Below are 12,537 nucleotides of genomic sequence, written 5' to 3'. Positions count from 1 at the left end.
ACTAGCTTATCATTGATATGATTTAAAAAATGAAAGGTGGCAAAAGCATGGGGAAATTTACCGTTTTGAATCACCCCTTGATTCAGCACAAGTTGACAATTATTCGAGATAAGGCAACAGGAACGAAGGTTTTTCGTGAGGTTGCGAATGAAATCGCCGAATTAATGGTCTATGAAATAACTCGTGACTTACCCTTAGTCGATGTTGAAATCGAGACGCCAATGGGCAAGACGGTTCAGAAACAGTTATCGGGTAAGAAATTAGCTGTTGTACCAATTTTGCGTGCAGGTTTAGGCATGGTTGATGGTGTCTTGCAACTGATCCCTGCTGCTAAAGTTGGTCACATTGGCATGTATCGTGACGAGCAAACCTTAGAGCCGCACGAATATTTTGTTAAGATGCCACCAGATATTGATCAACGTGATTTATTCATTGTTGATCCAATGTTAGCCACTGGTGGTTCTGCAAACATGGCCATTGATGCACTCAAGAAGCGTGGGGCCAAGAACATGCGTCTCGTCGTTCTTGTTGCTGCACCAGAGGGTGTCAAAGCCGTGCAAGAAGCTCATCCAGATGTTGATATTTACGCTGCATCTCTTGATGAGAAGCTTACCGATAATGGCTACATTTTCCCAGGTCTGGGCGATGCCGGCGATCGTTTATTCGGTACCAAGTAGCTACCAGCTACCCTAGAAGCACTTATCTGCGGGTGCAACTGTAACAGTGATTCAGTTGCATGAGGTGGCATTCAGGTGGCCGTTGAATGAGGCAAACTGCCAATCAGCAATATAGGATTGAAAAAAAGTCGATTTTTCGGTCGTTCAAGGTCCACGAGTGTCATTTAGATTCAAATCAATTTTTTCAAGTTTTCAAAACTTTTCTTTGAACTTTTCTTTGAATTTTACATTTAATGGTGATACTATGGACTTTGTGTTTTCGTAACTAGGTCTGTTGACTGAGACACAATTTCGGGTTTGGTATTAAGGTCTGGTTAATTTTTGGTCGGCGTTTTTTCTCAACACTTATCAAGGATTAGCCTCGTTGTGTCGGCTCGGAATGTTCGAATTGTTTTGGGAAGGAGGCGCGCTTTGGAGAGCAAGTATCAATACCTAACATTCATTGGTCTACGGTTCAATGTTGCCAATTGCCTTTCAATTTTATTGACGGCTTTATTGGTTTTTGTGTTTACATTCTTTCTTTCACGAAAGTTAACCATGAAGCCGGGCAAGGGTCAGAATGTTTTAGAGTATTTGATTGATTTTACGAATGGTATTGTGAAATCGATCATGCCTGGTGAAGAGGGCAAGCCCTTTTATTTCTATATTTTCGTGTTGTTCACATTTATCTTGTTTGCGAATGTGATTGGATTATTCTTCCAAGTCAAGATCAATGGGTACACTTTCACGAAATCACCAACCGCCGATCCAATGGTAACGATGCCGTTAGCCATGGTGACTCTGTTGATGTCACATTATTTTTCTGTACAAAAGTTTGGACTGAAGGGCTATTTACACAATTATGTGAGCCCGGTCAGCTTCTTATTGCCAGTTAACTTGATCGAAGAGTTTACCAACTTTTTGACGTTGTCACTTCGACTTTACGGTAACATTTATGCCGGTGAAGTTCTGATCGGTTTACTGGTCATGGTGGCAAACAGCATGGGCATTGTTAGTGTGGTTGTTGCCGCACCAATGACCATGATCTGGCAAGGCTTCTCCGTATTCATTGGAGCCATTCAGGCCTACGTATTTTCAATTCTATCGTGTGTCTATTTTTCACGTAAATTAGAACGTGAAGAGTAAAAAAATTTAGGAGGATTTATCAATGAGTAAATATATCGCCGCAGCAATTGCTGCCGGACTTGCAGCACTAGCTACTTCTTATGGTAATGCCAAAGTTATTTCTAAGACGGTCGAAAGTATGGCACGCCAACCAGAAATCGCTGGTACTTTGAGAAGTACAATGTTCGTTGGTGTTGGTTTAATTGAAGCCGTTCCTATCTTGGCTGTCGTTGTTGCTTTCTTGATTCTCTTTGTCTAAGACTGCAAACGTTTGGTTTCAAATCTTAGAAGAAGGGAGCGTTATTCATGATGAATGGATCAGTCATTGCTGCAATTGATTTTGCGAGCTTAGGCGATTCGCTATTTCTACTTGTCGTCTTCATTCTCTTGCTCCTGCTCGTCAAGCACTTCGCTTGGGGCCCAGTGACGAAGATGATGAATGATCGTGCCAATAAGATCAACGAAGATTTAGATGGCGCGGCAACTTCACGTGCGCAAGCTGAGAAGATGGCAGCACAACGTCAAGCAGAATTGAAAAATTCTAAGTCTGAAGCAATTCAGATCGTGAACACAGCAAAAGTTAATGGCGATAAACGACGTCAAGAAATCTTAGATGCCGCTCAAAGCGATGCCGACAGTGTCAAAGCTAAGGCACGCGCCGATGCACAACGGGCTCGTACTGAAGCATTGAATAGCGCACGTCAAGATGTTGCCCAGATTTCTGTAGATATTGCTGAAAAGTTAATTGGCAAAGAATTAAGTGTTTCAGATCAAAAGGACTTGATCGATGCCTATATTAAGGGGTTGACGAGCGCTGATGAAACTAGATAAATATACAGTTGGCAAACGCTACGCAAAGGCTCTTTTTGAATATGCCACTGAAACGCAAGATGCGTCTGAAATCTACAAAGAATTGTTGGCGTTACGTCAAGTTTTTGCTGACGATCCTGATTTGGGTAATATTTTATCCGATTCACGTTTAAGTCTTCCCGATAAGCAGAAGATTTTGGCGACTTTGAAACAGTCTTTTTCAGAGACGCTTCAACATTTTCTGCAGCTTGTTTTTGATTATCATCGCATGAACGATATCGAGTTTATCATTGATGAATTTGAACGTCGTTACGATAGTGTGAACGGACGTGTTTTAATCACCGCCACAACCGCTGTACCAATGGATGACGATCAAATCAAGCGTGTGGGCGATGCTTATTTGCAGCGCTTCTCTGGGAACAGCGTTGTTGTGACCAATGTGGTCGATCAGTCGATCATTGGGGGCATGATTTTGCAAGCACAAGATCGTCGAATCGATGGTAGTGTGCAGACAAAACTGAATCGAGTTCGTGAGTTATTAGCTCAGCCATTAAATAATTAAAAAGCGAGGTGAATCGGTTGAGCATCAAAGCTGAAGAAATTAGTGCATTAATTAAACAACAATTAGCAAATTATCAAGATCAGCTCAAGGTTGAGGAAGTTGGGACCGTGACTTACGTTGGTGACGGTATTGCCCGTGCTCATGGTCTTGATAACGTCATGTCGAGTGAATTGCTTGAATTTTCAAATGGTTCGTACGGCGTGGCACAAAACTTGGAAACTAATGATGTGGGTATTATTGTTCTAGGTAAGTTTGACGATATTCGCGAAGGCGATACGGTTAAACGTACTGGTCGAATTATGGAAGTGCCTGTTGGCGAAGCTATGATTGGTCGAGTGGTCAACCCATTAGGTCAACCCGTCGATGGTAAAGGACCTATCAAGACAACAAACACCCGTCCAATGGAATCTCCTGCACCTGGCGTTATGCAACGTCAATCAGTTTCTCAACCTTTACAAACAGGGCTGAAGGCAATTGACGCGTTAGTGCCAATCGGTCGTGGTCAGCGTGAGTTGATCATTGGTGACCGTAAGACAGGTAAGACTTCGATTGCAATTGATACAATTTTGAACCAAAAGGGACAGGATACAATCTGTATTTATGTTGCTATTGGTCAGAAAGAGTCAACGGTTAGAACCCAAGTCGAAACGCTTCGTCGATTCGGTGCGTTAGATTACACAATTATCGTTGAAGCTGGTCCTAGTGAACCAGCACCAATGCTTTACATTGCGCCTTATGCCGGATCTGCGATGGGTGAGGAATTCATGTATCGTGGCAAGCATGTCTTGATCATCTTTGATGATTTGAGTAAACAAGCTGCCTCTTATCGTGAAATATCCTTACTGCTTCGTCGTCCGCCTGGTCGTGAAGCTTATCCCGGTGATATTTTCTACTTGCACTCACGTTTACTTGAACGTTCTGCCAAGTTGAGTGATGAATTGGGTGGCGGTTCTATGACTGCCTTACCAATTATCGAAACTCAAGCCGGAGATAATGCCGCATATATTCCTACTAACGTGATCTCAATTACCGATGGACAGATTTTCTTGGAGAGCGACTTGTTCTATTCAGGAACACGTCCTGCCATGGATGCCGGTGGTTCTGTTTCTCGTGTTGGTGGCGCCGCACAGATCAAAGCAATGAAGAAAGTTGCCGGTACCTTACGTGTGGATCTTGCCTCTTACCGTGAATTGGAATCATTTTCCCAGTTCGGCTCTGACCTTGACGAAGCGACTCAGGCTAAACTGAATCGTGGACGTCGTACGGTTGAAGTTCTGAAGCAACCATTACACCAACCATTGCCTGTTGAGAAGCAAGTTATTATTCTGTACGCTTTGACGCGTGGTTATTTGGACAGTGTGCCAGTGGATGATATTCAACGTTATCAGAGCGAATTGTTTGATTACTTTGAAAGCAGTCACGCTGACTTGTTGGAACACATCAAGACAACGGGTGATTTGCCAGATGATAAAGATCTAAGTGCTGCTGTTAAAGCATTTGGCGATGGTTTTGTCGCAAATAAGTAATCATTATCTAATCATTATCTATTGAGTGACTATAAAAGTTAGCAAGGAGTGGTGAGAATTGGCTGAGTCTACAATTGATATTAAACGACGGATCGCATCAACCAAGAAGACTGGACAGATCACAAGTGCCATGCAAATGGTTTCCGGCGCAAAGCTGCTCAAACTTGAGGATAAGTCTCAGAACTATCAAGTTTATGCTCAAAAAATCCGTGAGATTGTCACCCATCTTGCCGCTAACAAAGTTCTAGAACTTGCAGCAATGCGTCAACATGCTAAGAGTAAAACAGGGACGACTGAGGAAGATATTCTTTCATTGAACAACTTACTCGTTGAGCGCCCAGTTAAGAAAACCGGTTATCTTGTGATCACGAGTGATCGTGGGTTAGTCGGTGGCTATAACAGCAATGTTTTACGTTCAGTGATGGATATTTTGAATGATCATGAAAGTCCTGATGATTATGCCGTCATGGCAATTGGTGGTATGGGCGCTGAGTTTTTTAAGGCCCGTGACATTCAGCTTGCCTATGAATATCGGGGTGTCAGCGATATGCCGACATTTGACGAGGTTCGTGAAATTGTTAAAACGATGGTCACCATGTTTGATGACGGCGTCTTTGACGAACTCTATGTCTGCTATAATCATCACGTTAATTCGTTATCATCTGCGTTTCGTGCAGAAAAAATGTTGCCAATCACCGATCTAGATACAGATCATGTTCAAAACTCCGAAACAACCGAATATCTTGCAGATCCTTCTGTGGATGCGGCATTGAATGCCATTTTGCCACAGTATGCTGAAAGCTTGATTTTCGGTTCGATTATGGATGCTAAGACTGCCGAACATGCTTCGTCAATGACGGCGATGAAGAGTGCAACTGATAATGCAAATAACATGATCAAAGATTTGTCGACGCAACTTAATCGTGCGCGTCAAGCACAGATCACAACTGAAATTACTGAAATTGTTGGCGGCGCTGCTGCGCTAGAATAATAAATGATAAAGATGGGAGGAATTAAGACGCATGAGTGTTGGTCATATTGTTCAAGTTATTGGACCGGTTGTTGACGTTGAGTTTCCACTTGACGAAGGACTGCCAGACATTAACGCTGCATTAAAAGTGACAAAGCCCGATAAATCAACGGTTATTTTGGAAGTTGCCCTTGAACTCGGCGATGGCATTATGCGCACGATCGCCATGGAATCAACGGATGGTTTGCAACGTGGAACCGAAGTTGAAGACACAGGTGGTCCAATCTCTGTACCAGTTGGTAAAGAGACGTTGGGTCGTGTGTTTAACGTCTTAGGTGAAACCATCGATGATGGCCCTAAGTTTCCTGCAGATTTCAGACGCGACGGCATTCACAAGCCAGCGCCTAAATTCCAAGATTTAAGTACAAGTTCAGAGATCCTTGAAACTGGGATCAAAGTCATTGATTTACTTGCCCCATACGTTCGTGGTGGTAAAGTCGGATTATTCGGTGGAGCCGGCGTTGGTAAAACCGTGTTGATCCAAGAATTAATCCATAATATTGCTGAAGAGCATGGCGGTATTTCAGTCTTTACGGGTGTTGGTGAAAGAACTCGTGAAGGTAATGACCTTTACTTCGAAATGAAGGGGTCAGGAGTCTTGGACAAGACGGCCATGGTCTTTGGTCAGATGAATGAGCCACCTGGAGCACGTATGCGTGTTGCTTTGACTGGACTAACAATTGCGGAATACTTCCGTGATGTTGAGGGGCAAGACGTTTTACTCTTCATCGATAATATTTTCCGATTCACACAGGCGGGTTCAGAAGTTTCTGCCTTATTGGGTCGGATGCCTTCAGCTGTTGGTTACCAGCCAACGTTGGCAACTGAAATGGGTCAGTTACAAGAGCGAATCACTTCAACGAAGAAAGGTTCAGTCACCTCGATTCAGGCAATCTATGTGCCTGCCGATGACTACACGGACCCTGCCCCTGCAACTACTTTTGCCCATTTGGATGCGACAACAAACTTGGAACGTCGGCTTGTTGAACAGGGTATTTATCCAGCCGTGGATCCTCTTGAATCCTCTTCAAGCGCGCTTGATCCTGAAGTTGTTGGTGAAGAACATTATCAAGTTGCAACTGAAGTACAGCATGTTTTGCAACGTTATCGTGAATTGCAAGATATTATTTCGATCTTAGGTATGGATGAATTGTCTGACGACGAAAAGGTGCTGGTTGCACGTGCTCGTAAGATTCAATTTTTCTTATCACAAAACTTCTTTGTTGCTGAGGCCTTCACTGGTCAACCAGGTTCGTATGTCCCAGTTAAGGATACTGTTTCTGGATTCAAAGCGATCTTAGATGGTGAATATGATGACATGCCTGAAGATGCTTTCCGTGGTGTCGGTAAGATTGAGGATGTTGTTGCTAAGGCCGAAAAAATGGGATACCATCATCAAAGCAAGTAAGGAGGCATGAGCGATGGCGGAAAATACCAAAAAAGTAATAACCGTTAATATCGTGACGCCGGATGGTGTTGTCTATGATCACCATGCTAACTTAGTTGTTGTGTGTGCAATTGATGGCGATTTGGGTATCATGGCCAATCATGAGCCGATCATTGCACCCTTGAAGATTGGTGAAGTTCGTGTCAAACGAACGGATGATCCAGATCACGAAGATGCGATTGCGGTCAACGGTGGCTTCTTGGAAGTCAACAACAATGTGGCTTCTATCGTCGCAGATAGTGCAGAACGTGCACGCAATATCGATTTAACTCGTGCAGAACGTGCGCGCCAACGTGCTGAAGAGAAGATTAAGGCTGCCGAAGCCGAACATGATATTGACGAAGTTAACCGTGCACAGATTGCTTTGAACCGTGCCATTAACCGAATCAATGTTTCTAAGCATCGAAGATAATCATAGAAAATCTAAAATGAAGAACGTGTTGATCCAGATTTATCAACAGATTGAGCCGACTTCATTGATCAAGCTTAATCTCTGTGTTATACAGGGGTTAAGCTTTTTCTGTGTTAATGAAGAGTCAACTGATCGCGTGCTGAGGTGTTTTCGATGAATCGTTACGACTGACTGATTAGAAATATTTGTAAATTTCAACCCATGAGTTCAAATTTGAATCTTTTGGAAAGCGTTATTCATTATTTTTTTCCTAAATAGACTTTCAAGCCGCCAAAAGAGTGGGAGTTATGATAAACTAAAACAAGAATACGCTCGGAGGGATCGCCATGAATTCAGTGAATTTACAAGCACTTTTTACGATTATTAGTCATCTGTTCTTTGTTTATTTATCCTATCAGGCCTTGACTGTCGTTCGCTTCGATGTCTTTTTTCGTGAGCGGCAAGAAGCCAAGAGTCGCATTTTGAAGCTATTTTTGGCGATTGCACTCGGATACACCGTCAGTTCATTTTTGCTATCTGTGATTATGAATCTACAAAACGTCTTATTCGGATATTAAGGGGTCGCAATGGAAGAAATCATTATTAATGGTGGGCATCGGTTGAGTGGCGCGGTTGAGATCGATGGCGCCAAGAATGCCGTTTTACCGATCATGGCAGCCGCAATTCTCGCGTCAAAAGGTGTTAACCAAATTGAAAATGTGCCGATCTTAGCGGATGTCTTGACGATGCAGTCTGTCCTTGAGGCGTTACATGTGCGGACTAAATTTGATCATCAGCGCGCTAAAATATCAATTGACGCACAGCATTCGCTATCACCCGAGGCGTCGTTTGAGCTTGTCTCTAAAATGCGAGCTTCAATTGTGGTTCTGGGCCCATTGTTGGCTAGACTCGGGCACGCAAAAGTGGCGATGCCTGGCGGCTGTGCAATTGGATCCCGACCAATTGATTTGCATTTAAAAGGGATGAGGCAGTTAGGCGCGCGTATTGTTCAAAATGGTGGGTTCATCGAGGCTGAAGCATGTAAGTTGATTGGTGCGCCAATTTATTTAGACTTTCCCAGTGTTGGTGCAACAGAAAATATCATGATGGCCGCAACTTTAGCTGAAGGAACCACCTATATTGACAACGCAGCTCGTGAGCCAGAGATTGTCGATTTAGCGATGTTCTTGAGCGAGATGGGCGCACGTATTTATGGCGCTGGGACTGAGACAATCAAGATTGTTGGTGTGCCCGAATTGCACGGTGTTGATCATCAAGTGGTTCAAGATCGAATTGAGGCTGGAACATTTATGGTGGCTGCAGCAATTACGCAGGGCAATGTCTTGATCAAAGATGCCATTGCGGCTCACAATCGACCATTAATTTCGAAATTAACCGAAATGGGTGTCAAGATTGAAGAACATGATGCGGGCATCCGCGTCATTGGCCCAGAAAAGTTAATTCCGGTCAATGTGAAGACACTGCCTCATCCCGGATTTCCAACGGATATGCAACCACAGATGACGGTTGCACAATTGTTAGCAGACGGGACGAGCATGATGAACGAGACCGTCTTCGAGAATCGGTTCATGTATGTTGATGAATTACGACGCATGAATGCACAAGTTGAGATCGAAGGAAATACCGCGCTCTTGCATGGCCGCGCGCAGTTACGCGGTGCTGCCGTTGAAGCGACAGATTTACGTGCTGCGGCCGCGTTGATTTTAGCGGGGTTAGTTGCCGACGGGGAAACGCGTGTCAGTCAGCTGCAATACTTAGATCGAGGGTATCATTTATTACACGAAAAGTTAAGTCTACTAGGCGCTAACATTCGTCGCAGTCAAGTTGCTGCGGATGGTACTGAGCAGCCGATCCTAAATGTGATCTCGAACTAAACATGAGCAACTTTGCTCGAGAATCATAAATTAGATTAACCAAATAATTAACAGTGAGAATTGAGAGGAAACAATGATGGCTATGGATATTGGAATTGATTTGGGTACAGCCAATGTATTGATCAACGTGCGAGGCAAGGGAATTGTTTTAAATGAGCCTTCTGTTGTTGCAATTGATACGACAACGGGGAGTGTTGTAGCGGTTGGGTCAGATGCTTACAAGATGGTGGGACGCACACCTGGAAACATTCGGGCAATTCGGCCTTTGAAAGATGGCGTCATCGCTGATTTTGACATTACCGAGGCGATGCTCACTTACTTTATTAAAAAGTTGAATGTGAAGTCGTTTATGTCAAAACCTAACATTTTAATTTGTTGCCCTACTAATGTCACTTCGGTTGAACAAAAGGCAATTATTCAAGCCGCTCAGTCGGCTGGTGGTCGCCATGTTTATTTGGAATTGGAGCCCAAAGTTGCTGCAGTTGGTGCAGGAATGGATATTTTCAAACCCCAAGGCAATATGGTGATTGATATTGGTGGCGGGACTAGTGATGTTGCCGTCTTATCCATGGGTGAAGTCGTGACCAGTCAATCATTGCGCCTCGCCGGTGACAAAATGGATGCCGCAATTGTGAACTTTGTTAAACAGAAGCACAATCTATTGATTGGTGAGCGGACTGCTGAGACAATCAAGATTCAAATTGGCGCCGCGTACGAACCAGACGTTAACGACGAGATTGAGGTTCGTGGCCGCTACTTGGGTGATGGTTTACCACATGAAGTCATCATTAATGCCGTCGAAGTTGAACAGGCGCTTCACAGTACCTTAATGAGTATTGTTGATGCTGCAAAGGGCGTTCTTGAGAAAACCCCACCTGAATTATCTGCAGATATTATTGACCGCGGTGTAATGTTGACGGGTGGTGGTGCCATGTTACGTGGAATTGATCGCTTGTTCTCTGATCAGTTGAAGGTACCGGTAGTGCTTGCAGAGCAGCCATTGGATTCGGTAGCGTTAGGGACGGGCATGTTACTCGAAAACATTGTGAACCATCAGCAATATTGATGAGAGGCGTTTAAATGAGATTTAAGATGGACAAAGTATACGCCGCATCAGCATTTAAGAAAATTGGTTGGTTGATTGTTGCTGTTCTATTAGCGGTTTTAATTGGTGCCTTGATTGGTTATGGCATCTCAGGTAAAGGTGATCCATTTACGGTATTTTCGCCGAAGACTTGGGACCATATCCTGGATTTCCTGCGTTAAGGAGCACAAATGAAGCAAATATTAATCGGGTTGATTAGGGGTTATCAGAAATATATTTCGGTATTGACCCGGCCACATTGTCGCTACTATCCCACCTGTTCGAATTATGCGTTACAGGCAGTTCAGAAGCATGGCGCATTCAAGGGGATCATTATGGGTGCCGCACGCATCATACGGTGTAATCCCTTTGTGCGTGGTGGTGTCGACCAGGTTCCCGATAAGTTCACCATATTTCGTAATCCACATCCTGAAGATGCTGAAGACGAAATTATCGCGGCAAAGTTTCACCCAAAGCATAAAGATAAGGAGTAATTCATGGCTAAGCAAATTGATCCAATTCAAGTTGAATTGGTGGACCAAGATGATCAACACTGGCAATTACAGACAGTGAAAGGTAAGACAATCGGTTCAATTATTGAAGAAAACAAGCGTTTCTTAAGCTACTATGGCACGGAAACTAAACCAACACGTCATAAGACGCTTTCAGAAGCAACGCAAGATTTATTGATGCAATATAATCTCCATCAACACTAATTCAAGTCGTTGAGTAGATCTCGTTGCGATCTGTTATTAATTACTCAACGAAACAAAAGGTAGGTTAGTCATGCCAGAACAGAAACATTCTGAAGAGAAAAAAACAGATCGAATTGATTATGGGATTCTTTTTTCAATCATGATGTTGGCATTATTCAGCCTGATGGCCGTTTATGTTGCAACAACGCACGACACGAGTTCCGCAAGTCCCATTCGCGCGGTCATCATGCAAGTCGCTTGGTACGTCATTGGAACGATTGCCGTTGTCATCTTGATGCAATTTGACGCGGAACAGCTATGGAAAATCGCACCGTATGCCTACGCTGCCGGAATAGTCTTGCTAGTTGCAGTGTTATTTTTATACGATCGTCGTTCGGCAGGCTATACTGGCGCGAAAAGTTGGTTTAAATTTCATAGCTTCACCTTTCAACCGTCTGAAGTGATGAAACCGGCATTTATTCTTGCCTTGGGACGCGTTGTGACGCAGCATAACGCGAAGTATACCGTTCATAGTGTTCGCAATGATTTCATTCTCATCGGTGAAATGTTGGTTTGGACAATTCCGGTTGCTGTCTTGTTGAAGTTGCAAAATGATTTTGGGACAATGTTGGTTTTCTTAGCAATTTTCGCAGGTGTCGTGTTGGTGTCTGGCGTTAATTGGAAAATATTGACGCCCGCAATTGCATTCGTCGCAGTCGTTGGTGTTGCCGGCATTTTACTAGTTACCACCGATTGGGGTAGAAATATTCTTGGAATGGCTGGGTTTAAAGCTTACCAATTCCAACGAATCAACAACTGGTTGAATCCTTCTCAGGATACGAGTAATAGTGGCTATCAACTATGGCAGAGTATGAAGGCCATCGGTTCTGGACGAATGACGGGTCGTGGATTCAACGTTTCAAGAGTCTATGTACCGGTACGTGAATCCGATATGATTTTCTCCGTGATTGGTGAAAACTTCGGCTTTTTAGGTAGTTGTGCCTTGATCTTGCTCTACTTCTTATTGATTTCTCAAATGATCAAAGTGACTTTTGATACTAAGAACGAATTCTATGCTTATGTTTCAACCGGCGTCATCATGATGATCTTGTTCCATGTCTTTGAGAATATTGGGATGAGTATTGGATTGTTGCCATTGACCGGGATTCCACTACCGTTCATTTCGCAAGGTGGCTCTGCCTTACTCGGAAACATGATTGGGATTGGTCTCATTATGTCGATGAGGTATCATTACAAGAGTTATATGTTTAGCAGTGCTAGAGATAAGAAATTTTAAATAAAGTCACGCGATTCAT

General features: G+C 43.5%; 16 protein-coding genes. All 16 read left to right on the top strand.

The genetic code is table 11. The annotated features are described in order from the left end of the window. The first annotated feature begins 47 nt into the window (after positions 1-47). Positions 48-677, top strand: coding sequence for a uracil phosphoribosyltransferase (upp, locus tag FC15_RS01865; RefSeq protein WP_057823391.1), 630 nt, complete (start codon positions 48-50; stop codon positions 675-677). A gap of 411 nt (positions 678-1,088) precedes the next feature. Then, on the top strand, positions 1,089-1,802 hold the full coding sequence (atpB, locus tag FC15_RS01860; protein ID WP_057823389.1) for a F0F1 ATP synthase subunit A: 714 nt from the start codon (positions 1,089-1,091) through the stop codon (positions 1,800-1,802). A gap of 22 nt (positions 1,803-1,824) precedes the next feature. Continuing rightward, positions 1,825-2,040: a F0F1 ATP synthase subunit C gene (gene atpE / locus FC15_RS01855; RefSeq protein WP_057823387.1), complete on the top strand. Its 216-nt coding sequence runs from the start codon at positions 1,825-1,827 to the stop codon at positions 2,038-2,040. A gap of 50 nt (positions 2,041-2,090) precedes the next feature. Then, a complete protein-coding gene (gene atpF, locus FC15_RS01850; RefSeq protein ID WP_371861350.1) occupies positions 2,091-2,612 on the top strand; it encodes a F0F1 ATP synthase subunit B in 522 nt (173 codons plus the stop codon). Beyond that, positions 2,599-3,153, top strand: coding sequence for an ATP synthase F1 subunit delta (gene atpH / locus FC15_RS01845; protein WP_057823383.1), 555 nt, complete (start codon positions 2,599-2,601; stop codon positions 3,151-3,153). Before atpF ends, atpH begins: the two co-directional genes overlap by 14 nt. A gap of 17 nt (positions 3,154-3,170) precedes the next feature. Further along, positions 3,171-4,679 (top strand): F0F1 ATP synthase subunit alpha, encoded by a 1,509-nt coding sequence (gene atpA, locus FC15_RS01840; RefSeq protein WP_057823381.1) that lies wholly within the window; start codon positions 3,171-3,173, stop codon positions 4,677-4,679. 58 nt (positions 4,680-4,737) lie between these two features. Continuing rightward, positions 4,738-5,670: a F0F1 ATP synthase subunit gamma gene (locus tag FC15_RS01835; protein WP_057823376.1), complete on the top strand. Its 933-nt coding sequence runs from the start codon at positions 4,738-4,740 to the stop codon at positions 5,668-5,670. Positions 5,671-5,701: 31 nt separating this feature from the next. Further along, positions 5,702-7,117 carry a F0F1 ATP synthase subunit beta gene (atpD, locus tag FC15_RS01830; RefSeq protein WP_057823374.1) on the top strand — a complete coding sequence of 472 codons (1,416 nt, stop codon included), beginning with the start codon at positions 5,702-5,704 and terminating at the stop codon, positions 7,115-7,117. Positions 7,118-7,130: 13 nt separating this feature from the next. Beyond that, positions 7,131-7,568 carry a F0F1 ATP synthase subunit epsilon gene (locus tag FC15_RS01825; protein WP_057823372.1) on the top strand — a complete coding sequence of 146 codons (438 nt, stop codon included), beginning with the start codon at positions 7,131-7,133 and terminating at the stop codon, positions 7,566-7,568. A gap of 326 nt (positions 7,569-7,894) precedes the next feature. Continuing rightward, positions 7,895-8,125, top strand: a complete 231-nt coding sequence (locus tag FC15_RS01820; RefSeq protein ID WP_057823370.1) for a DUF1146 family protein — start codon at positions 7,895-7,897, stop codon at positions 8,123-8,125. A 9-nt stretch (positions 8,126-8,134) separates the two neighbouring features. Beyond that, on the top strand, positions 8,135-9,442 hold the full coding sequence (gene murA / locus FC15_RS01815) for a UDP-N-acetylglucosamine 1-carboxyvinyltransferase (protein ID WP_057823369.1): 1,308 nt from the start codon (positions 8,135-8,137) through the stop codon (positions 9,440-9,442). 76 nt (positions 9,443-9,518) lie between these two features. Then, positions 9,519-10,508 (top strand): rod shape-determining protein, encoded by a 990-nt coding sequence (gene mreB, locus FC15_RS01810; protein WP_057823366.1) that lies wholly within the window; start codon positions 9,519-9,521, stop codon positions 10,506-10,508. 14 nt (positions 10,509-10,522) lie between these two features. After that, complete coding sequence (locus FC15_RS08955; RefSeq protein WP_083479046.1) at positions 10,523-10,708, top strand: DNA-directed RNA polymerase subunit beta; 186 nt, start codon at positions 10,523-10,525, stop codon at positions 10,706-10,708. A 9-nt stretch (positions 10,709-10,717) separates the two neighbouring features. Then, complete coding sequence (yidD, locus tag FC15_RS01805) at positions 10,718-11,020, top strand: membrane protein insertion efficiency factor YidD (RefSeq protein ID WP_057823365.1); 303 nt, start codon at positions 10,718-10,720, stop codon at positions 11,018-11,020. Between the two features lie 3 nt (positions 11,021-11,023). Beyond that, complete coding sequence (locus FC15_RS01800; RefSeq protein WP_057823362.1) at positions 11,024-11,242, top strand: DUF2969 family protein; 219 nt, start codon at positions 11,024-11,026, stop codon at positions 11,240-11,242. Positions 11,243-11,312: 70 nt separating this feature from the next. After that, entirely contained in the window at positions 11,313-12,518 is a 1,206-nt protein-coding gene (locus tag FC15_RS01795; RefSeq protein WP_057823360.1) for an FtsW/RodA/SpoVE family cell cycle protein, read from the top strand. Positions 12,519-12,537 lie beyond the last annotated feature (19 nt).

Origin of the sequence: Lapidilactobacillus concavus DSM 17758 (genome assembly GCF_001435835.1) — a bacterium.
In the GTDB taxonomy this organism is placed as follows: Bacteria; Bacillota; Bacilli; order Lactobacillales; family Lactobacillaceae; genus Lapidilactobacillus; species Lapidilactobacillus concavus.
The sequence above is the reverse complement of the archived record's forward strand: the minus strand, read 5'-3'. Positions and strand labels throughout refer to the sequence as shown.

Excerpts from the sequence above, each read along its gene's own strand:
- mreB (WP_057823366.1), top strand. The coding sequence starts at position 9,519 with ATGGCTATGGATATTGGAATTGATTTGGGTACAGCCAATGTATTGATC.
- FC15_RS01820 (WP_057823370.1), top strand. The coding sequence starts at position 7,895 with ATGAATTCAGTGAATTTACAAGCACTTTTTACGATTATTAGTCATCTG.
- atpF (WP_371861350.1), top strand. The coding sequence starts at position 2,091 with ATGAATGGATCAGTCATTGCTGCAATTGATTTTGCGAGCTTAGGCGAT.
- FC15_RS01825 (WP_057823372.1), top strand. The coding sequence starts at position 7,131 with ATGGCGGAAAATACCAAAAAAGTAATAACCGTTAATATCGTGACGCCG.
- atpE (WP_057823387.1), top strand. The coding sequence starts at position 1,825 with ATGAGTAAATATATCGCCGCAGCAATTGCTGCCGGACTTGCAGCACTA.
- murA (WP_057823369.1), top strand. The coding sequence starts at position 8,135 with ATGGAAGAAATCATTATTAATGGTGGGCATCGGTTGAGTGGCGCGGTT.
- FC15_RS08955 (WP_083479046.1), top strand. The coding sequence starts at position 10,523 with ATGAGATTTAAGATGGACAAAGTATACGCCGCATCAGCATTTAAGAAA.
- atpD (WP_057823374.1), top strand. The coding sequence starts at position 5,702 with ATGAGTGTTGGTCATATTGTTCAAGTTATTGGACCGGTTGTTGACGTT.
- upp (WP_057823391.1), top strand. The coding sequence starts at position 48 with ATGGGGAAATTTACCGTTTTGAATCACCCCTTGATTCAGCACAAGTTG.
- yidD (WP_057823365.1), top strand. The coding sequence starts at position 10,718 with ATGAAGCAAATATTAATCGGGTTGATTAGGGGTTATCAGAAATATATT.
- FC15_RS01800 (WP_057823362.1), top strand. The coding sequence starts at position 11,024 with ATGGCTAAGCAAATTGATCCAATTCAAGTTGAATTGGTGGACCAAGAT.
- atpH (WP_057823383.1), top strand. The coding sequence starts at position 2,599 with ATGAAACTAGATAAATATACAGTTGGCAAACGCTACGCAAAGGCTCTT.
- FC15_RS01795 (WP_057823360.1), top strand. The coding sequence starts at position 11,313 with ATGCCAGAACAGAAACATTCTGAAGAGAAAAAAACAGATCGAATTGAT.